26 protein-coding genes are annotated in these 21228 nt (G+C 31.0%); 11 read left to right on the top strand and 15 right to left on the bottom strand.

Annotation, left to right across the window (positions count from 1 at the left end; all coding sequences use genetic code 11):
- Window positions 1–69: 69 nt before the first annotated feature.
- From trpC to QGM60_RS10680, 7 genes are all read right to left on the bottom strand, one after another.
- Window positions 70–852: an indole-3-glycerol phosphate synthase TrpC gene (gene trpC / locus QGM60_RS10710; RefSeq protein WP_281140235.1), complete on the bottom strand. Its 783-nt coding sequence runs from the start codon at window positions 850–852 to the stop codon at window positions 70–72.
- 12 nt (window positions 853–864) lie between these two features.
- Entirely contained in the window at window positions 865–1857 is a 993-nt protein-coding gene (trpD, locus tag QGM60_RS10705) for an anthranilate phosphoribosyltransferase (protein ID WP_281140234.1), read from the bottom strand.
- A 125-nt stretch (window positions 1858–1982) separates the two neighbouring features.
- Entirely contained in the window at window positions 1983–2549 is a 567-nt protein-coding gene (locus QGM60_RS10700; RefSeq protein WP_281140233.1) for an aminodeoxychorismate/anthranilate synthase component II, read from the bottom strand.
- 1 nt (window position 2550) lies between these two features.
- A complete protein-coding gene (locus tag QGM60_RS10695; RefSeq protein WP_281140232.1) occupies window positions 2551–3951 on the bottom strand; it encodes an anthranilate synthase component I family protein in 1401 nt (466 codons plus the stop codon).
- Window positions 3952–4211: 260 nt separating this feature from the next.
- Entirely contained in the window at window positions 4212–4781 is a 570-nt protein-coding gene (locus QGM60_RS10690) for a YceI family protein (RefSeq protein ID WP_281140231.1), read from the bottom strand.
- 22 nt (window positions 4782–4803) lie between these two features.
- The gene (locus QGM60_RS10685) at window positions 4804–5436 is read right to left on the bottom strand and encodes an NAD(P)H-dependent oxidoreductase (RefSeq protein ID WP_281140230.1); all 633 of its coding nucleotides are present in this window, start codon (window positions 5434–5436) and stop codon (window positions 4804–4806) included.
- 60 nt (window positions 5437–5496) lie between these two features.
- Complete coding sequence (locus QGM60_RS10680; RefSeq protein ID WP_281140229.1) at window positions 5497–5952, bottom strand: MarR family transcriptional regulator; 456 nt, start codon at window positions 5950–5952, stop codon at window positions 5497–5499.
- 102 nt (window positions 5953–6054) lie between these two features.
- Here QGM60_RS10680 and QGM60_RS10675 point away from each other — a divergent pair, with 102 nt between their 5' ends.
- From QGM60_RS10675 to QGM60_RS10655, 5 genes are all read left to right on the top strand, one after another.
- Entirely contained in the window at window positions 6055–6603 is a 549-nt protein-coding gene (locus tag QGM60_RS10675; protein ID WP_281140228.1) for a redoxin domain-containing protein, read from the top strand.
- A 7-nt stretch (window positions 6604–6610) separates the two neighbouring features.
- Window positions 6611–7222 (top strand): thioredoxin family protein, encoded by a 612-nt coding sequence (locus tag QGM60_RS10670; RefSeq protein ID WP_281140227.1) that lies wholly within the window; start codon window positions 6611–6613, stop codon window positions 7220–7222.
- 115 nt (window positions 7223–7337) lie between these two features.
- A complete protein-coding gene (locus tag QGM60_RS10665) occupies window positions 7338–7652 on the top strand; it encodes a rhodanese-like domain-containing protein (protein WP_281140226.1) in 315 nt (104 codons plus the stop codon).
- Between the two features lie 18 nt (window positions 7653–7670).
- Window positions 7671–8081 (top strand): rhodanese-like domain-containing protein, encoded by a 411-nt coding sequence (locus QGM60_RS10660; RefSeq protein ID WP_281140225.1) that lies wholly within the window; start codon window positions 7671–7673, stop codon window positions 8079–8081.
- Window positions 8082–8220: 139 nt separating this feature from the next.
- A complete protein-coding gene (locus tag QGM60_RS10655) occupies window positions 8221–10191 on the top strand; it encodes a cytochrome c biogenesis protein CcdA (RefSeq protein WP_281140224.1) in 1971 nt (656 codons plus the stop codon).
- A gap of 5 nt (window positions 10192–10196) precedes the next feature.
- Here the strand turns inward: QGM60_RS10655 and msrA are convergent, their stop codons facing one another.
- The 8 genes from msrA to QGM60_RS10615 form a co-directional block, all read right to left on the bottom strand.
- Complete coding sequence (gene msrA, locus QGM60_RS10650; RefSeq protein WP_281140223.1) at window positions 10197–10736, bottom strand: peptide-methionine (S)-S-oxide reductase MsrA; 540 nt, start codon at window positions 10734–10736, stop codon at window positions 10197–10199.
- The gene (gene msrB / locus QGM60_RS10645) at window positions 10736–11188 is read right to left on the bottom strand and encodes a peptide-methionine (R)-S-oxide reductase MsrB (protein WP_281140222.1); all 453 of its coding nucleotides are present in this window, start codon (window positions 11186–11188) and stop codon (window positions 10736–10738) included. The genes msrA and msrB overlap by 1 nt, the downstream gene beginning before the upstream one ends.
- Window positions 11189–11324: 136 nt before the next feature.
- Window positions 11325–12038: a hypothetical protein gene (locus tag QGM60_RS10640; RefSeq protein ID WP_281140221.1), complete on the bottom strand. Its 714-nt coding sequence runs from the start codon at window positions 12036–12038 to the stop codon at window positions 11325–11327.
- Window positions 12039–12228: 190 nt separating this feature from the next.
- Entirely contained in the window at window positions 12229–12804 is a 576-nt protein-coding gene (locus tag QGM60_RS10635; protein WP_281140220.1) for a hypothetical protein, read from the bottom strand.
- A 79-nt stretch (window positions 12805–12883) separates the two neighbouring features.
- A complete protein-coding gene (locus tag QGM60_RS10630; protein WP_281140219.1) occupies window positions 12884–13429 on the bottom strand; it encodes a hypothetical protein in 546 nt (181 codons plus the stop codon).
- A gap of 171 nt (window positions 13430–13600) precedes the next feature.
- Window positions 13601–13966 (bottom strand): hypothetical protein, encoded by a 366-nt coding sequence (locus tag QGM60_RS10625; protein WP_281140218.1) that lies wholly within the window; start codon window positions 13964–13966, stop codon window positions 13601–13603.
- A 188-nt stretch (window positions 13967–14154) separates the two neighbouring features.
- Window positions 14155–15093, bottom strand: coding sequence for a hypothetical protein (locus tag QGM60_RS10620; RefSeq protein ID WP_281140217.1), 939 nt, complete (start codon window positions 15091–15093; stop codon window positions 14155–14157).
- A 217-nt stretch (window positions 15094–15310) separates the two neighbouring features.
- Window positions 15311–16093, bottom strand: coding sequence for a hypothetical protein (locus QGM60_RS10615; RefSeq protein ID WP_281140216.1), 783 nt, complete (start codon window positions 16091–16093; stop codon window positions 15311–15313).
- Window positions 16094–16422: 329 nt separating this feature from the next.
- Here QGM60_RS10615 and QGM60_RS10610 point away from each other — a divergent pair, with 329 nt between their 5' ends.
- The 6 genes from QGM60_RS10610 (at window position 16423) to QGM60_RS10585 (ending at window position 21190) form a co-directional block, all read left to right on the top strand.
- On the top strand, window positions 16423–17691 hold the full coding sequence (locus tag QGM60_RS10610) for a tyrosine-type recombinase/integrase (protein WP_281140215.1): 1269 nt from the start codon (window positions 16423–16425) through the stop codon (window positions 17689–17691).
- Between the two features lie 2 nt (window positions 17692–17693).
- The gene (locus QGM60_RS10605) at window positions 17694–18665 is read left to right on the top strand and encodes a hypothetical protein (protein ID WP_281140214.1); all 972 of its coding nucleotides are present in this window, start codon (window positions 17694–17696) and stop codon (window positions 18663–18665) included.
- 98 nt (window positions 18666–18763) lie between these two features.
- Window positions 18764–19048 (top strand): helix-turn-helix domain-containing protein, encoded by a 285-nt coding sequence (locus QGM60_RS10600; protein ID WP_281140213.1) that lies wholly within the window; start codon window positions 18764–18766, stop codon window positions 19046–19048.
- 72 nt (window positions 19049–19120) lie between these two features.
- Window positions 19121–20341 (top strand): VapE domain-containing protein, encoded by a 1221-nt coding sequence (locus tag QGM60_RS10595; protein WP_281140212.1) that lies wholly within the window; start codon window positions 19121–19123, stop codon window positions 20339–20341.
- A 148-nt stretch (window positions 20342–20489) separates the two neighbouring features.
- Window positions 20490–20852 carry a hypothetical protein gene (locus QGM60_RS10590; protein WP_281140211.1) on the top strand — a complete coding sequence of 121 codons (363 nt, stop codon included), beginning with the start codon at window positions 20490–20492 and terminating at the stop codon, window positions 20850–20852.
- A gap of 47 nt (window positions 20853–20899) precedes the next feature.
- Window positions 20900–21190: a hypothetical protein gene (locus QGM60_RS10585; RefSeq protein ID WP_281140210.1), complete on the top strand. Its 291-nt coding sequence runs from the start codon at window positions 20900–20902 to the stop codon at window positions 21188–21190.
- Window positions 21191–21228 lie beyond the last annotated feature (38 nt).

Genomic DNA, 21228 nt, shown 5'->3' with positions numbered 1-21228 from the left:
GAAAATAGGATTGCGATTATTTTCTTGTTCTTTTTTCATTAGCGTTTTAGTTCTCTTCCTTTGGAAGAGTTAGAGAAGGTCTTTTATAAATTTTGTTGCACTCTCTCCTGGATTATCAGTTTTCATAAAATTTTCACCAATTAAAAAACCTTTGTAACCATAAGGTTGCAATTCCTTTATGGCTTCAATGGAACTGATACCACTTTCTGAAACTTTTACAAAATCATCAGGAATGTGGTTGCTCAATATTTTTGATGTTTCTAGGCTTACTTCAAAAGTTTTTAAATTTCTGTTATTAACACCAAGCATGTCAATGGTTGGCATAATGGATTTTTGAAGCTCTTCTAAATTATGAACCTCAAGTAAAACATCTAGATCTAAGCTTTTTGCGTATTCTGAAAAATGCTTTATTTCTTCCTTGGTCAGGATTGCAGCAATCAATAAAATGACATCTGCACCATAAGCTTTAGCTTCTAATATTTGATAAGTGTCTATTATAAATTCTTTACGTAATAGTGGCAGATTACAACTAGCTCTCGCTAATAATAAATCGTCTAAAGAACCACCAAAATATTTTCCATCTGTAAGCACAGACATGCCACAAACACCAGCGTCTTCATAACCGTTAGCGACATCTTGCACATTCAGGTTTTGGTTGATTGTAGATTTTGATGGTGAACGTCTTTTATGTTCTGCAATAATACCAGAAGTACTGTTTTTTAGATTTTTAGAAAGTGAAATTGATGATCTTTCAAAAAGCACTGAAGTTTCCAATTGTTTTAAAGGAATCAGGCTTTTTCGAAGTGCAACTTCTTTGCGTTTGTCTGCTACAATTTGATCTAAAATATTCATGGTTCAAATAGTCTATTTGCTTATGGCTATTAAAGTTTTTAAACTGTCTTTTGCGTTACCACTGAGTAATGATTCTTTGGCTAATTCAATACCTTCTTTAAGGTCAATGTCTTTTGCTGTGGCGATAGCTAAACCTGCGTTTGCAAAGACAACGTTGTTTTGTGCTTCTGTTCCTTCTCCATTAATTATGCTTTTAAAAATCTCGGCAGCCATTTTTACACTTTTTCCTCCAAAAATTTCATTCTGACCTATACTTGAAAATCCTATGTCTTCTGGTAAGAATAAAGATTCAGAGTTGTTAGAAACTACTTTTGTTTTTCCAGTTAATGAGATTTCGTCATAACCATCTAAAGCATGAACAATAGCGTAATTTTTATTGGTTTCTTGATAAAGGTAACCGTAAAGCCTTAATAATTCGAGACTAAATACACCAACCATTTGATTTTTTGGAAACGCTGGATTTACCATAGGACCTAACATATTAAAAAAGGTTTTTACACCTAGTTCTTTACGTATTGGTGCCACATTTTTCATTGCAGGATGAAATAATGGTGCGTGTAGCACACAGATATTTGCTAAATCTAAACTTCGCTTTAAAAAATCAACATCATTGGTGAATTTGATGCCTAAATATTCCATTACATTAGAAGAGCCGCTTGCTGAAGAGACTCCATAATTACCATGCTTGGTGACTTTTACTCCAGCACCAGCAGTGATAAATGAGGATAATGTAGAGATGTTAAAAGTATCCTTAGCATCACCACCAGTTCCACATAAGTCGATAGTATCAAAATCGTCTAAATTAATAGGTATGCAAAGCTCTAAAAGTGCATCTCTAAAACCTCGTAACTCTTCTATAGTGATACTTCTCATCATGTAAACAGTGAGGAAAGATGCAATTTGACTCTGATTATATTTTCCTTCTGAGATATTTACCAATACATTTTTTGCCTCTTCCGATGAGATGCTTTCTTGGTTTATTAATCTGTTTAGTATTTCTTTCATGGGTCTATCCCTAACCCTTTCCAAAGGAAAGGGAATTTCTTTTATTTAATTAAGTGTTCTGTAAATCAATTTTTTTATGTTTTCTATTAAAGTCCTTCCCGATGGGAAGGATTTAGGAAGGGCTCTTAACTATTCAACCAATTATCTAAAATCTTTTTTCCATCAGGTGTTAACACTGATTCTGGATGGTACTGAACGCCTTTTACATCGTAGGTTTTATGTCTTATGGACATTATCTGTCCGTTTTCATCATAAGAGGTAGCTTCAAGGCTACTGGGAAGATTATCTTTCACCACCCAAGAATGGTAACGGCCTACTTCAAAAGTTTTGTCTAAGTCTTTAAAGAGAACTTCATCATCTACAGACAACGTAACCTTTGTAGCCACGCCATGATAAACATCGGACAAATTTTCTAGCTCTCCACTAAAAACTTCACCAATAGCTTGTAGGCCCAAACAGACTCCAAAAATACTTTTAGTAGGAGCGTAAGTTTTAATTATGTCTTTCAGAAGGCCAGCTTCATCAGGAATCCCAGGTCCTGGTGACAATACAATTTTATGAAATGCCTCAACCTCTTCAAGTGTTAATTTATCATTTCGTTTTACAGTGACTTCACAATTTAAGTCCTCTAAATAATGAACTAAATTGTAAGTGAAACTATCGTAATTGTCGATTACTAAAACCTTTTTCATATTAAATTTCTTTAGCAAGTTCAATAGCTTTTGTTAAAGCACCTAACTTATTATAGACTTCCTGTAGTTCGTTTTCTGGGCTAGATTTTGCGACCAATCCTGCACCTGCTTGCCAGAATAGTTTGTGATTTTTACTTAAAAATGTTCTAATCATAATAGCATGGTTGAAATTGCCTTCAAAATCCATAAAGCCTATGGCACCTCCATAATAACTTCTGTTGGTTTTTTCATATTTCTCTATAAGCTGCATGGCCATATGTTTTGGTGCGCCACTTAAAGTTCCAGCAGGAAAGGTGTCTGCTACAATTTGCATGGTATCCGTACCTTTGTGTTTGGTTCCTGTCACCTTACTTACCAAATGAATGACGTGCGAAAAGAATTGCACCTCTCTATAGTTTTCTACTGTAACATTAGATCCATGCCTGCTAAGATCGTTTCTGGCTAGGTCAACCAGCATCACATGTTCACTATTTTCTTTGTCGTCGTTAATTAGCTTTTCAGCTAGTTCAGCATCCTTAAGGTCATTTCCTGTTCGTTTAAACGTACCTGCAATAGGATGAATTTCTGCTTTACCTTCTTTAACGATAAGTTGTGCTTCTGGTGAACTTCCGAAGATTTTAAAACTTCCGTAGTCAAAATAAAATAGGTAAGGGGAAGGGTTAATACTTCTTAATGCTCTGTAAACATTAAATTCATCTCCTCTAAATTCTTGTGAGAATTGTTTAGACAATACTAGCTGAAACACATCACCTCTGGCACAATGTTTTTTAGCGAGCTCTACATGTTGTTTATATTCTTCATCTGTGAGGTTAGATTGAATGTCACCTTTTTCATCAAAGTTGTAAGAGGCATATTGCCTTGTTTGTATAATTTGATGTATCTCATCAATGTTGTTATCAGTATCAAAACAATGTGCAAAAATGTAAGCTTCGTTTTTAAAATGGTTAATGGCAATGATGTTTTGATATACCGCATAATAAATGTCTGGAATATCAATAGAATTTTCTTTTTTAGAAATTTCAATGTCTTCAAAATACTTTACTGCGTCGTAAGCGGTATAGCCAAAGATGCCATTATTTATAAATTTGAAATCTTCATTAGAATCTACTTTAAATCGTCTTGTGAATTTGTTGATTTCTTCTACCACATATATAGATTCTGCAAAGTTGTTTTTAGAGCTTCCGTCTGGATAAGTTTGGGAAATTAAACCGTCCTTAACCTTAATTGAAGCAATAGGATTACAACAGATATAAGAAAAACTGTTATCATTGGCATGATAGTCACTACTCTCTAATAAAATGCTATTGGGAAATTTATCTCTTATTTTAAGATAAATGCTCACAGGAGTAATAGTATCTGCAAGTATTTTTTTGTAATGTGTGTATAAACTGAATGTTTTCATTTATGATTTAAAATTAAAAAAGGCTTGTCGTGAATGACAAGCCTTTTTCTATAATATAGCATACAAGGTTTCTTTCACGAACATGAGTTTGCAAAATTCCACCACCAAGTATGATTTGTTATTGTTTTCATCTGTGTGTCAAATATAGAAATGAAAATTTTTATTTCAAACTATATCATAAAAAAGATTCTTGTCTTCATATAAATTATATACTTGAACAAGAATCTTTATAAAGTGGATTACTATTAATCCTTAGGGAATTAAAATTTTAATTCTACATTAATATCAAATTCGTCATAGATTGCTTTATCTTTTAAAGTTTCTAATAACGAAGGTGATTTATATGTGATTTTGTGCTTTGTTCTGTCTATTTTTAAACTAGCAGTTGCAGAATTTTCAGTAACTGTCATAGGAAAAGAAATTGATTCTGTTATACCTTTTATGGTAATATCTCCTTTAACAGTGTATTTACCATTTTTACCGCTTACTGAAGTGATTTTTAAAGTCGCTGTTGGATATTCTTCTACACCAAAGAAATCATCAGATTTTAAATGACCATCTAATTTGTCTTTGTAATCTCCTGTTAAATCTGTAGTATTTATAGAAGTCATATCAATAGTAAAAGAACCACCTTCTAAAGTATCATCATTAAAAGATAAAGAACCTTCTTTAAGTTTAATTGTTCCTTCGTGCTCACCACCAACTTTGTAACCTTTCCATGTTACTTTACTTGATGATACATCTACTTTTTTGTCTTTTAAGACTGTAAATGACATAAAAGAGAATGCTAAGATAAATAGCATAGCGATTTGTGAATTTCTGTTTTTCATTGTAATTGTTTGTTTTTAAGTTTTAAATGTTTGTAAATAATTGATTTTCTGATTTTCTTACTTTTTTGTAGTGTTGAGTACCATCTTCTTCAGATCTATAGCCAAGAGTAACAACTACTGCAGCATTAAGGTTTTTAGAATTTAGATCTAGAATTTTGTTGTATTCTTCGCTTTGAAAGCCTTCCATAGGACAGGCATCTATTCTTAATTGTGCGGCGGCAGATAATAAGTTGCCCACTACTATATAAGCTTGTTTTGCTGTCCATAAAGCTTTTTGTTCTTGGCTAAGTTGGCCAATTGTTGATTTTATGGTATTTGCATAATCTGCAACATCTTCTTTATTCAGATTTCTGGTATCAATAACGTTTTCAAAATAGTTGTCAACTAATTCATCTCCGAAATCGGTCATATTAGCAAGTACTATCATGTGTGATGCATCTTCTATTTGTGATTGATTCCATGATGCAGCACGTAACTTTGTACGCGTTTCTTTGTCTACTATATTTAAGATTTTGTAAGGTTGTAATCCGTAAGAAGATGCTGTTAATTGCATAGCTTTTTTAAGCGTTTCAAAATCTTCTGTTGATATTGTTTTAGAACTATCGAATTTCTTTGTGGCATAGCGCCATTTTAAGTTTTCTATAATCATATTCATGTAAAAATTATTATGTTGTTAGTACTTAATTTGTATATACAAGTGTTGTTTGAAAATTTTTTAACTTCTCATTTTTGTGAGCAAAAGGTTCAATGTTTCTAACTCTTCCTTACTCAAATTATTTGTTAATTCGTTTTCTTTTTCTTCAATAATTGGATCAACTAGTTCAAGTAATCTAAGACCTCCGTCGGTTATGTAGATGTCAACTTTTCTTCGGTTTTTCTCACATGTGAAACGCTCAACCAAATTCTTGAGGATAAGTTTGTCAACTAGGCGAGTGGTATTACTCATTTTACTAATCATTCTGTCTTGAATATCTTTTAAGTTTGAAGGTTCACCGTTCTTTCCTCTCAAAATTCTTAAAACGTTGAATTGTTCTATAGATATATCATAAGGTTTTAAAACAGACAGGATGCCATCCTTAAAGTGATTACTTGCAAAAGACACATTTAAAACGGTCTTTTTGGCTAACGGTAAGTTGGTCTTTGTTTTTAATATTTCAGTTATATCTTTCATATACAACAATTGTATATACAAATGTATAATATTATTTTTATATCATAATTAATTTTTTGTTAATTATTCAATTGTGTGTGTTTCTATTAATAAATTTATGTCATGAAGCGAATACTATTTTTATGTCTATTGGTTATCTGTTCTTGTAAGGACAATACTGAAGAAACTAAAGAAATAAATGCATCTGAGTTAACTCTAAATAAAGAGAAAGAAGCTGAGAGTGTATTAGATTACGATTTAAAGATATATGACTACGATGGCTTAGAGCCATTAATCAATAAGCAAGATGATAAAGTTCACGTGGTTAACTTTTGGGCAACATGGTGTGCTCCTTGTGTAAAAGAGTTACCGTATTTTGAGGAAATTAATGAAAAGTATAAAAACAATAACGTTGAGGTTTTGTTGGTGAGTTTAGATTTCCCAAAAAATTATGATACTAAGTTAAAGCCATTTATTAAAAAGCATAATTTACAATCTGAAGTAGTTGCTTTTGATGATGTAGACCAAAACCGATGGATACCTGCCATTAATAAAGATTGGTCTGGTGCATTACCAGCTACAATAATCTACAATAAAGAAAAACGACAATTCTATGAAAAGTCGTTTACCAAAGAAGAATTAGAAGCCGAATTAAAACAATTTTTAAATTAACAAGCTTATGAATACTTTAAAATTATTCGCAGTAATGGTGTTGACAGTAGCATTATCTGCTTTTACAGCAACCACTGAAGAAGGTGGTTATAAAATTGGTGATGTTGCTACAGATTTTAGTCTAGAAAACATTGATGGTAAAATGGTGTCTTTATCAGATTATAAAGAAGCAAAAGGGTTTATTGTTGTGTTTACTTGTAATACTTGTCCATATGCTGTGGCTTATGAAGATAGAATTGAAGAATTGAACAAAAAATTTGCTTCAAAAGGTTACCCAGTAATAGCAATAATGCCGAATAATACAAAAGTTAAGCCAGGTGATAGTATGGAAGCTATGCAAGAAAGAGCTAGAGAAAAAGGATTTACTTTTCCTTATTTAATGGATGAGGATCAAGAAATCTACCCACAATATGGTGCTACTAAAACACCACATGTTTATGTACTTCAAAAATCTGATAAAGGAAATGTTGTTAAGTACATTGGTGCCATTGACGATAATTACAAAGATGCTAGTGCAGTAACCACAACTTATGTGCAAGATGCTGTAAATGCATTATTAAATAAGCAAGAAATTGAAATAAAAGAAACAAAAGCAATAGGCTGTACTATAAAAGTTTAGTTTATGAAATGCTAAACTTAAAATGTTAAAATTAATCCGAAGTTGTAACACTTCGGATTTTTTTACGTCTATATCCTAAAGAAATGTTAATTTTGCTTAAATTTAATTCATATTTATGGCAGATTTATCTCAAAAAGACTGGGTCAATCAACTTGAAAATGATAATAATTCTGTAATTCTAGACGTTAGAACACAAGAAGAGGTTAACGATGGTTTTATACCTAATGCCATTAATATAGATATTTATAAAGGGCAAGGTTTTGTTTACGAACTTGAAGAATTGGATAAAACTAAGAACTATTATGTGTATTGCAGATCAGGAGCTAGAAGTGCTCAAGCATGTGCAATAATGAACCAATTAGGTTTTGAAAACGCCTATAATTTATTAGGCGGATTTAATGAGTGGCAAGGTGATGTTGCCAACCAATAATGATATAGCTCGCTTATTATGAAAAAGTTAAGTTTAATCTGTTGTCTTCTTGTAGCAATAAGCTTCACAACAAGTTGTATAAACAAGTCTTATGAAGATGCTGAAGTAAAATTAGTAACTGCAGAAGAGATGCAAACTATTTTGGATACTGAAGATGTTCAATTAGTCGATGTTAGAACTCCTGAAGAGTTTGAAGAAGTTCGAATAGTGGATTCTCAAAATATAGATTTTAACTCACCTACTTTCGATGAGGATATTACTAAGCTAGATAAAGAAAAGCCTGTTATCTTGTATTGTAAGGGTGGTAACAGAAGTGCAAAATGTGCTAAAAAACTTAAAGATGCAGGTTTTAAAAAGGTCTACGATCTTGAAGGAGGCATCTCAAAGTGGCAGCACTCTGATAAAATAAAAATAGAAAGTACACCATAAATTTATTAACCGAACATTGAGTTCGGTTTTTTTTGTGCTTTAAAACAATCACAATTTCTTAAGGTTTTTATAAATTAGTCGACTATTAATTTTTAATAAAAACACAACAATTATTTTTGTGCTTTTAATGCCTTAATATATGACTATTAAAAGATCGCTCCTGTTCTTCCTTTTATTTCTAGGATTATCTTCAAGTGTATTTTCACAAATTTTAGAACCAGTTAAATGGAAGTCTGAAATTGAAAAAATTTCTGATACAGAATACAATTTAAAATACATTGCTGAGATTGATGAGCATTGGCATTTCTACTCTCAAACATCTTTAGATACAACAGGTCTGGGTCCAATTGCAACAGAGTTTACGTTTCTAGATCAAGATGGGAATTATGAATTGATAGGTGATACCAAAGAGTCTGAGTCTATTCAAATTTTTGAAGAAGCCTTTGATATGGAGGTGCTATATTTTGAAGAGACAGCCACATTCGAACAAAAAATAAAAGTTCTAAATCCTGAAATAAAAGAAATTAAAGCAGAGGTTTTTTTCCAGGTTTGCGATAATGAAAAATGTCTGCAACCAGAAGTAAAAGAGTTTACCACCTTGTTGAGTGGTGAAAAAGCACAAGAAGAGGTTGTAGCCATTGATGAGCGTAGTAAGGAACTTTCCAAAGCTTTAGATATAAATGTTACAGGTTGGAATAAATTTGAAAAGCAAACGGTTGAAGAACAAAGTAATTTATCAATATTCTTTCTTGGCTTTTTAGGAGGTTTAATTGCTTTACTAACCCCTTGTGTGTTTCCAATGATTCCGCTTACGGTTTCATTCTTTACCAAAAGTGCAAGCGACCCTAAAAAAGGCTTATTTAATTCAATTTTATATGGCTTCTTTATCTTCTTAATCTATGTATTGTTAAGTATTCCTTTTCATTTATTAGATTCTTTAGATCCAGGAATACTCAATAATATCTCAACTAATGTTACTTTAAATATTATTTTCTTCATCATATTTATAGCATTTGCATTTTCGTTTTTTGGATATTATGAATTGACCTTACCACAATCTTGGAGTGCTGCAATGGATAGCAAAGCGAATAAGATTGGAGGTTTTATCGGGATATTTTTCATGGCTTTAACCTTAGCTATTGTATCCTTTTCTTGTACAGGACCAATATTAGGAACTTTATTAGGAAGTTCACTGACAGCTGATGGTGGCGCGATGCAATTAACCATGGGAATGAGTGGTTTTGGTCTAGCTTTAGCTTTACCATTCACTTTATTCGCAATGTTCCCAAAATGGTTGAATTCTTTACCAAAATCTGGAGGATGGTTAAATACCGTAAAAGTGGTACTCGGATTTATTGAATTAGCCTTGGCATTAAAATTCTTATCAAACGCCGATTTAGTTGAGCATTGGGGAATTTTGAAACGTGAAATTTTCATAGGCATTTGGATTATTATCGGAATAGGTTTGGCATTATACTTATTCGGTAAGATTAAGTTTCCGCACGATAGTCCACTTCAAAAATTAAGTAAAGGAAGAATCACCACAGGAATTCTGGTAGTTTCTTTTATTATTTACTTAATTCCTGGACTCTCAAATACAAAGTATGCTAACTTAAAATTGTTGAGTGGTTTTCCACCACCTCTAACTTATAGTCTTTATGAAAAGACAGAAGAGTTTACCATTACAAAATCGCTTGAAGAAGGTATAGCGTTAGCTAAATCTTTAGATAAACCCATTATGCTCGATTTTACAGGTTGGGCCTGTGTAAACTGTCGTAAGATGGAAGAACAGGTATGGACAGACGATAAGGTAAAAGAAACATTGGTGAATGATTATGTAATTATTTCGCTATATGTAGATGATAAGGAACTATTACCAGAATCTGAGCAGTTTCAATACTTAAGACCGAATGGTTCTGTGAAAAAAATAAAGACTATTGGCGATAAATGGGGAACGTTACAGACCATTAATTTTCAGAATAATTCTCAGCCTTATTATGTCTTAGTTGACCATGATATGGAACTATTAAACACAACCAACGCTTTTGAACCAGATGACAAAGCTTACTATCAATGGTTACAAAAAGGTTTGGATAACTTCAAAAAATAAGTCAGCTATTTCAACTTATCAGCATGTAGCTTTCTAAGCTTTGTAAGTTTAGGTTCTACAACAAATGTGCAGTAGCCATAATCTGGATTGTTTTTATAAAAATCCTGATGTTCTTTTTCGGCTTCAAAAAATGGTTGTGCTTCAGTGATTTCTGTCACAATAGGATCATCATAATATTCCGCTAATTCATTTAGTACAATTTCTGCGGTATTTTTTTGTTCAGTATTATGATAAAAAATTACCGAACGGTATTGTGTACCTCTGTCTGCTCCTTGTCTGTTAAGCGTTGTTGGATCATGCGTAGTCATAAAAATCACAAGAATATCCTGATACGAAATAACATTGGCATCAAAAGTAACCTGAACCACTTCGGCATGACCAGTAAGGCCAGAACAAATTTCTCTGTAAGTAGGTCTTCCGGGAACGTTGCCACCAGAATAACCAGAAACCACATTTTCTACACCTTTGACTTCTTGAAAAACAGCTTCGGTGCACCAAAAGCAACCTCCGCCAACGGTAGCAATTTGTATATTCTTGTCTTCCATTAGGCCGTCTCTTTGTCTAAGGTCATAGACTCTGAATTAATACAATAACGTAAACCGCTAGGCTCTGGACCATCAGGAAATACGTGGCCCAAATGCGCATCGCAAGTATTGCACATCACTTCAACCCTAACCATACCAAAAGAGGAATCCTTTTCGTATTTAATAGCATTTTCTTTAATAGGTTGTGTAAAACTTGGCCAGCCAGTTCCAGAACTAAATTTTATGGTAGAATCAAAAAGCGGAGTATTGCAACAAATACAATTGTATTTGCCTTCATCATAAGTACTACATAATGCACCACTATGAGGGCGTTCTGTACCTTTTTGTCTGGTGATGCGGTACTGCTCTGGTGTGAGTTGCGCTTGCCATTCCGTTTCCAATTTTTCTACACGTTGGTCTGGTGTTGGGTTACCGTTAACGGCAAAATTTATAATGTCTTTCCAAGTAAGCATAGTCTTTTTTTGTAAAGATAATTCTAAGTAGGGAGAAAGCGTATTAAGTAAATCCTAAAATCTGGTTTAAGTTTTGAGTGGGTTTCAGAAGTAAGCGAGAACAAGCAATTAATTATAGCGTTACAGACAGACGTTGCTATTTTGCGTTTTCAATATTATAAATTTGTTCAATGGTTCCTTTAGTTTCTTCTCCATTTCCATTGAAAAATTTCCATTTTCTATTTTTTACTTTTGACATTTTTACCATAAAATCGCAACCTCCTCTTCCTTTTGCTAAAGCACTATCGATTTCAAATTCACCTTCCGCAATCAAATTTCTTTCTAAATTCCAAAATTTCCATTTTCCAACTTTGTAGTGATATTCAATTTCTTGAGGTACAATTCCACACTCAGTATATTTATCCTTTTTAATATATCCAATACCATACAAGTTTCCTAAATCAAGGATTCGGTTATCAGAATGAGATAAATAATTAAAGTCAAGAAATTCGTCGATAGAGATTTTTTTAGACAGTTTTATATGCTCTTGTTTTTGATTTAGATATTCAATATAAATACTGTCAACATTGATTTGAATCCTTAAATCTTCACCATTTATTGTATAAAAAGGATAGGTGTTTATATATTCTACCTCATTCAAATCTTCAAGATTATTGATATACGCTTTTAATCTCTCATATTCCTTTGAACCGTTCTCAATTATCATAAGTTGTCCTTTTTCCGGACGAATATTTATACGAAATTCTAAATTAGAATTATCGTTGATAATGTATACATCTTTTTCATTATGACAAGCTGTAAATATTGTAAATAGTAAAAATGAATATATGTAAGATTTATTGTATTTCATTTAATTTGAGTGTTTCTTGAAGAATGAACAGTTTTGTGTAAGGCTCATTGCGTGAAAATTCGTGAGGATTTTTCTGTCGTAAACCGAAGATAGCAAATTTGCATGGACTTTCTGAGAGGAAAGTCGGAAGCAATGAATTATAGATGTTGCTGGCAATAGTATTTATTCGATAATCTGTTAGCTACTATTTCTAAAATTGAATATCTCTAAATAGCCACTTCACAATTTCATTATCAAATTCAGTGCCTTGAGTATCTATGTCCCAATCACCATTTTTAAATTTTAATTTGTGTAGTTTAATCTTTTCCGATAAATTTTTTATTGAAACAACTTTGCCTTTTTCTATATTTAATTCAAAAACTTCTTCATATTCAGTTCCGTATAGTCTGTATCGTATATTTAAGTTGCTAATAACTCCCTTACCTATTAGAATATCTCCAGAATAGTTTACAAATAAGTTGAGATTTCTATATTCTCTATAAGTAGTTCTGGATTCAAGGTCTGTTTTCGAAGAAATGTGAGGCGAAACTCCATTAATTATTTTCATATCATCATTCATATTTACATTAACCCTAAAGTTATTTAGAATAAAGTTTGAGTTAGAGTCAATTTTGTATGATGTCAAATATCCTCTCATTAAAATTGAGGCACGGTATTTAGATTTAATTCCAAAATCTTTTGGTTCTATTAATCCTTCTTGTGTTGCTTTTAGTATGTCAAATTCTTTTTGATTTAAAATCAGTTTGTTTTTTATTTGATTCGACATTGCTTGTTTATATTGCGGTTATATATATTGTTGTGCAGTTTTTTAATTCCGTTTTTTTTCAGTTCTAATAAGTATTAGATTAGTCAAAAATATTTTCGATTTCATCATCAGTCATATATTTTCCAGTTGTTAATTCAATTCCTCCCGAAGAATCATGTATTGCAAGGCAAGCTAAAATTCCTGCGTTAGTATTCGTACTTGCGACTTGCCAACAATCCATAAACCAACTTTTAAAAATGTCACTTTTCATGCTTTGATATTCTTCACTATAATCCCAATATTCTGTTAGCTTATCTTTGTCCTCAAGCTCTTGATATTGTTTGTATATTTTATCTTCTTTTTCTTCTAGTTCGTAAGGAACAAATCTTCCATAATTTTCCATTGAGTAAAGATTTTCATAATCTTTTATCGGTAAACCAACAACATCAGTAATAGTTTCTCCTTTATTGTCTAGAGAATAAACTATAGTTTTAAAATCTTCAAAGGAATAAATGAAACTTAGCATCCGTAATTTTGGATTAGAGGATTCTCTTTTAATAAAAAATACCAAATCATAAATCATTGATTCCCTAACAGATTTTAAAAAATCTTCTAATTCAGGAATTAGCTTAAATAATGGATTCATATGCTCGCTGTTCAAATTGCATACAACGGTCTCGGCTATAAATAGTTACGTGGGTTAGCACTTAACTTTGCAAGTATATACCAAACATAAAATCCTCGAGGGTTTTCAGAAGTAGGTAATAACAAGCAATTACTTATAACTATTGTTGCGCATAGTTTTTTGTTTTTAATATCAAGGGTAAAATAACACTTTCTCTTCTTTATATTCACTAGGATTGTCATAAGGAATTGCTTTTTCCCACGAATAATAAATTTTCAGTTGTTTATTCTCTAAAGTAATATCGCCATCACCAGTAATTACATAGTCTTTACTTTCATTTGGGATTGGTATTATTTTGATTAATTTATCTTTTAAACTTTCACAAAACTTTGTTTCAGTCAAGATACATTCATTTAAATAAAAATCTATTGTTCTATAACTTCCTATCCAATCAGGACCAATATCAGAGCTGACTTTCCACTCAACAGAGAATTCCATTGTTTTCATTTTAGCAGTGAGTTCTTCAAAATTTTCAATTGTAATGGTTTTATTACTCATTCCAAATTAGTTCGATTTAGTATGAAATTTTTATCAAATGCACTGTTTTTCGTAATTATGCCCAACGGTTTGTGTGTGATTAGTGGCGAGATTGAGCAACTAATTTAGCAAATACAAACCGAATAGAAAATTCTAGCGAAATTTTCGTAGGTAGGCGATTACTAGCAATGAATTATAAACATTGTTAGCTACTGTACATTTTTAATATTTAATAGATTAAGTTCCAATCTACAAAAGGGTGTGATTGAGTTTATAAATAAGAAAAAAAGTATATCTATTCCTTTAACAAATTCGAATGACATCTTTTTTTGCTTTATTCTTTTTTCTATCTCATTTTCACGATACCATAAAAAACCTTCAAAACCAGTTTGCTCATCATAACCATAATATGAAAAGCCAGCTATTGTTGAATATTGGGAAAACAGTTCATCTTTATAGATTTCTTTAATATCTACACTATAACATTTGTCTAATCTGATTTTTGGATGAACAGAATTAACTTTTTCCAACATATACTCTTGAAAAAGAATATCTTCTGAGTCATGTCCATTAATGGAAGAAAACTGTCTCAACTCATTTATATCGTCATGTCCAATAATTATTCTTTTTTCATAAAATATTTCGCAAAATGGATTAATTATATTGAAATAGAGTAAGTTTAATAATCCAAAGTAATTAATCGAGGACAGCTCATAGTTTCTCTGGCTTTTCATTTCTTTGAATGTTAGACCGCCTGAATAAATCAAAATTCCATCGATGTATTTAGAAGCCTTTTCTTCATCAATTATGTTTTGAATTGAAACGTTATAGCGGTAATCAGCACGATCTATATTATATTTTGTCCTTATTAAAGATAGTTTATGTTCAGTTTTCAGAAAGTCCTCTGTAGTTCTATAATGTCCAGAACCATATTGTACAATTTCTTTGAACTTTTTACTTATATAAGCACTACCAAGTCCGACAAAATTTTTCCCAAACTCTCCAGTCTCAACATATTCTTTAGAGTTTATATAGAATTTAAAAAAATCATAATATTCTCTGAAAAATAAAGGTTTGGTATGCCACCTATCATCAAAATTTTCTAGAACAAAATTTTCTATGATTTCCTTTGCTTCTTTTTCGTTCATTGGTGAGTGTTGTAGCTAACGGCTCTGTATATGAAAAGTAGCGCTGAAAATAAGCTGTTATTTTTCAGATTAACACAAGCCAAATTTTTAAATTTTACTATTTATCTTTTTATGTTGGAAATCGTCAAATTTAAAAATTTGGCGACTTTCCATAAATACCCAAACCTTTGAGTTAGCAATGACTTGCGCTATTTTTTATATACAATGTTACCTGCCGTTATTTTTTCGTGTCAAAGTAATTTGGTTTTAATGTAGTCAAAAATTTATAAACAGCCTCTGAACTTTTATGATGTTTATAATCTATTAATTTCTTAAATAATTCTTGATACGAGGTGTTGTTACTTTTTTCAGTTCGCTTTAAATGAATTAAATCATTTCGTAATAAATTTGAGTTTATTATGCTTTGATATTCCTCGTTATGAAGTTCACTAAACTTCAAACCTAATAGTTCAGGTAAAATGATATTTAGCTTATCGTCTAAATTTGACCATTCTAAATCTTTTTTTGTTTTGGCTTTTCCATCTATTGTATATTCCTTTTCTTCAAAAAATTGATTTATGAAACCTTCTACAGTAGTTATTAAAAAGATGATTCCTTGACTTGTCAGGCTATAATATTGCGAGAATTTGTCAAAGTCGTCGAAAGCATCAAAATTCTGCTCTTTGGAAAGTATGGTGTTCTTTAATTTAGCGGATTTCTCTAAATTTTCATTGGCGATATTATAATAAATACAAACTGGATTTGGCTCGGGAAAAGTGTAAATCTTTTTTTTATTCGCAGACGATTTAACTTGACTTGATAAAAATACGTCTTTGCCCTTCCTAACACCAACCATTGAAATATCAGGATTTCTATTTACATAATTGAAAAGTGAAGTTAAATGCTTATCCACTTCTTCATTTCGGTTAACAGTTCCAACATTTACTTGCTTAACAACGTTTAAGTTCAAATCGGAAAAACTTTTTAAAGGCTTAATTTCAATCTTCCTGAATTCTTTCATATTCGCAATTTTTCTTATAATGGCAGGTAACAACAGGATATACGTATTAACTATATCCACATTATATATTTATGTTTACAATGTAACGAAAATTTATAATTAAAATAGGTGTATTAAAAAAGAAAAGCCTTGTATTTGTAAGTAATACAAGGCTTTATGTGGAGTCGGAGAGAATTGAATTTTATATATCTTAACATGGTTGTTTTTATTTTAGATGTCTAAATATAAGTATTTTGTGTAAAATATTAGTGTTTATTTTAATAATGAACTATATTTAAATCTAATAATTTTGTCAACGATTTTGTCAACGGATATTTGATTTATAAATAATGAAGCATTCATTCTATTTACGCGAACCTCAAAATAGGATAGGTAAAAAATCAACATTGATTTTATTTACTTGTCATTTCAATAAAGAAAAAAAGAAGTTCGTTTATTCAACTGGCGAAAGAATAGCTCCAATGAACTGGAGCTTTGAAAACAAGGGTCCTAAACTTAAAGGTGATAATCGTGCAACCAATGCAAATAGTATTAGGCAACAATTACAGAGATATTCGATAAAATTTGAAGAATTAGTTGCGTTGCAATCTAAAATTAATGAAGATTTAACTTCAAAAGTTTTAAAAGAGTGCTTTGATGAAGAGTTTAAGAAAGGAACGAAGACTAAGGATATTTTTTATTTAGCTTATGATTCCTTTACTGAAGAAAAAATAAAAAGACGAGAATGGAAGCCCTCGACAATAAAAAGATATAAAAATATTAAGAATCACTTATTAGAATTTGAAAAACAAGTAAGTTATAAACTAACCTTTAGCAACATTAATGAGAGATTCTATACTGATTTTACAGATTATTGCTACTCAACACTTGACCATGGAACAAACACATTTGCTCGTAATGTAGGTCTGTTTAAGACCTTTATGTTTTGGGCACTGAAAGAGAAATATACTTACAATGAGGCTTTTAAGAATTTTAAAAAGCCTGAGCGTGTGGTTACTCAAGAGGTCGCACTAACATTAGACCAGGTCAAAACCATTTTTGAGTTTGAAGCAAAATCCAAGTCATTAGATAAAGTTAAAGATATTTTTGTGTTTCAATGCTTAACAGGGTTAAGATATGGTGAGCTAAAACTTATAAGCGAAAGAACAGTTAGAAACGGTATGATTATCCTTAAAGAGGATAAAGATGTAATTAAAGAAATAAGGGAAATCCCATTGTTTGAAATAACAAAATACATATTAAAAAAATATAATAATCAGTTGCCATTAATATCAAATCAAAAACAGAATGAATTGATAAAAATAGTTTTTAAAAATGCTGAATTTGATTTTGATGTGGAGTATACCAGAAATAAGAATAAGCACAAAGAAACGTTGGTAAAACCTTTTTATGATCGAATTTCGAGTCATACAGGGCGGAGAAGTTTCATAACTATATTAAAAAAGAAAGGGGTAGCGGATAAAACAATAATGAAAATGACAGGACATCGTGATTTAAAAACTTTTAATACTTACTACAAAGTAGATTTAGAGGCTAAAAGAGATGCGATAGAACTAGCATTTGGTAGTATGGAATTACCAAAACTAAAAAGGGCTTGATAATGGATGACAAAAAGTTTTTAGGGATTGCCTCGGCTTGTGATTTTGAAAATGTTAACCTTAGTACTCTTGATTTTCTTGTTAAGAAAGGTGTCGTTAAACTAAATAAGAGTAACGATAATTTCTTATGTAATTTAAGCACAACAGAAAGTAAAAATTATGAGTTCCCTTTATTCTTTAGGGGAAATGTATATGAACTAACTGATGACTTTATTGATGAGTTATATAAAATGTTAGAGGAGTTTGTAAGTTCTGCTTTATCTGATCCATCTATAGAATTAAATAAAATTTTATTTGAGACACAGAGTTTTTTAGATTCCGAAGAAAGAATTTCATTTCTGAAAATGAAGTTTAGAGAATTTCACCCTAAATCAGGGGAGTTTGCACTTTTTGAAGGAAACCTAATTTCTTCGACAGGTTTAAATGGAATAATGACATGGTATGAATATATTGGGCTCAATATTTCATTATCTCCAAACCTTTTATCACTTTATCTAAAGAACAAGCCTAATGTCTTCATGAATTTGGCTTATGAGCATAGAAATGAATTAGCCTATGATGGATTATGTGGGTTTTATGAATTATTAAAAGAATGGAGTCTTTTTTATGAAGCCAATTATATTCTTAATGAAATTAAAAACCAGTTAAAAAAGTTAGAAAACTCAATTTATTATGATTGTGTCTCTAACTCGAGTAAAATATCAGCTTTAGAAATTGCTTATTATGCTTATTATCAGTCGCAATCTAAACCAAAGTTTTTAAATAATACTTTTCCTTCTGAAGCAGCTTACAAAGAGTTAAGTGCAATTTATGGTCCGCACTGGGCCAATATCAAAAAATCTTATCTTGAAATATTCAGGGATAAGGATAAGAGGTTGAAATATTCAAGGAAAGCAAAAATTAAAAAGATTATACCTTTTTTATCAAATGATGCGCAAGATATAGCGATTAAAGAATTTGATTCTATTTTATAACTCATTTTATTCATAGTAACTACTACATAGTTACTTTTTGAAAATTCTCTTTTAGTCTTAATATAGTTTTACGGTATGTTTAATTAATACTATGCCGTATGACGCAGATAATACAACTCCAAGATGTTTCTAAAAAGGAACTGTTTCAGCATTTAGAAAACATAATTGACCGTAAGCTAGAACCGTTTACTTCACTAAGCAAAAATGAAAAATTATCAATCCAAGAGGTTGCTGATGAGTGCGATGTCACTGATTTAACTGTACACAACTGGATAAAGAAAGGTTACATAAAAGCTTTTAAAATTGGGAGGAGAGTTTACATAAAACGTGTTCACCTAGATGAAGCATTAAAAGAAGTTAAATCTCTTAAATATCGAAGATAATAAAAGGAAAAACCCTAGAGTATTACCAGTACTATAGGGTTTTGATATTGTTTATCATAACAGCAACAAACGATGCAAGATAATAAAAATTTACCTCCCACAAAAGGTAGTAAAACAACCAATTTAAGAGTGGTTGAAGAGAATGGTTTTAATAAACCTATAACTACTGTATTTCATAAAGCAGAAGAATACTTAGATAATCACTACGAATTCCGATATAACGAAATAGCCTTAGATATTGAAAATAGGCGATTAGAAGGTGAATGGGATTCATGTAATGATAATTCATTGTGGGTTGAGATACAGAAAAAAGGAATAAAAATTGGGCATAGTGCTTTGAAGGCTATTCTGAAGAGTGATTTTGTTCCTAGATATAATCCATTAAAAGACTATTTTTCACAGTTGCCAGCATGGGATTGTAAAGTAGATCACATATCTCAGTATGCAAATTACATTAAACTTGATCCGAGTGAAAATCCAAATCAATTTTTATATCATTTTAAAAAATGGTGTGTTAGGGCTGTAAAGTGCGCAATAAAAGACGGATATTTTAATAAACAAGCTTTTGTGATAACAGATGATGGTAAAGGTCAGAATATTGGCAAATCGACATGGTGTCGCAATTTATGTCCTAATAAACTATCACGGTACATTGCTGAGGATATTAGTAATAATGATAAGGATACCAGAATTCTAATTTGTAAAAACTTTTTGATTAATATGGACGAGCTTGCTGCGTTGTCTAAAAAAGAAATCAATCAGTTAAAATCATTGTTCTCAAAGGATCAGATAAATGACAGACTTCCTTATGATTCAAAAAATTCAATTATTCCAAGAGTAGCCTCATTTATAGGTTCTACAAATATGTCGACATTTTTACACGATGAAACAGGAAGTGTTAGATGGTTGTGTTTTGTAATAGAGAATATAGATTGGTCATACAAAAAGGATTTTAATGTTGATTTACTCTGGTCGCAAGCTTATGCGTTAGCAAATGACAAAAACTTTATTGCAGAATTAACTAGGGATGATATTGTAGAAAATGAAAAACGCAATGACAAATTTCAGTTTCTTACATCAGAAAGGGAGTCTCTTACAAAATTTATTGAAAGCTCTACACCTGAAAAAGGTGATTTTAAGACAGCAACTGAAATAACCACTTATCTAAACTCACATACGGGTTTGAAACTTAATAAAATTATGATGGGTAAGGCTTTGAAATCTTGTGGGTTTGAAAGGAGAAAATTGAGTGGTGATTATGGTTACTATGTCGTTTATAAAAATATTACTTAAAAACTTACCCAAGTTTCCCTTAATTCATTTTAGTCTTTGTTTATATGGTATATATAAGGGAAGGATTAATGAAAATGTTATTACCTAAACTACAGATGATTTAATAAAAAGGAAGGGAGGGAAACTTGTTTTTACAATTAATTTTAAAATGAGTGGTAAAAGCAAATATAGAAAGCAAACTATTGATAGGATATTAAATGGAATAAAATTCTGTTTGTCTAATGATCCTTATATACAAGTATTCAATGTTTGGATTAAGATAAATGATAAAGACAATAAGCATAATAGTCCATGGGAAATAGTCAGCTGTAAAAACTTTGACAACTTAAGTTTGTTATCTGGAGAGATTGATAAGAAATTGAATGCTGCTGCAGTAAAGTGTAAAAAGGATGAGAATGCAAGTCACGCAAGAATTACAATTAGGACTAGTCTTGCTATTAATAAAAAGAGTGAGCTTATAAGTGATCGTATAGGTGAGATTATAAATATTGATTTAACACAGAAATTATAAATCGTCTAACAGTATAGGAAGAATTATAAATATTGACATGATAGACTATGAAAAATAAAAGTGACGAAGCTCTGGAGAAGCTTAGGTTTAGAATTCAAATTAGAAAAAATCTACCAAAAGATTGGGATGTTTCTAATGTAAAAAAAGAAGTAGTGGTTCTTGAAGATTACTTATATGAAATAGATGAAAAAATAGTAGAATATCATTATTTGCCTACAAAGGCCTTAACTAGAGGCAGCCTTATAGAATTTTTGAGAATTGCAATAAAGGACAAATACACAGAGCGGTTTTTACCAAATCAATTTTCAGAATGTAATGTAGAATATATTAAAGATTAAAAAAGCTACTGTGATACAAATAAGATCTCCATAGAAAT

The sequence above is a fragment of the Winogradskyella sp. SYSU M77433 genome (genome assembly GCF_029911945.1).
Taxonomy (GTDB): Bacteria; Bacteroidota; Bacteroidia; order Flavobacteriales; family Flavobacteriaceae; genus Winogradskyella.
This window is presented reverse-complemented; position numbering and strand designations above follow the sequence as displayed.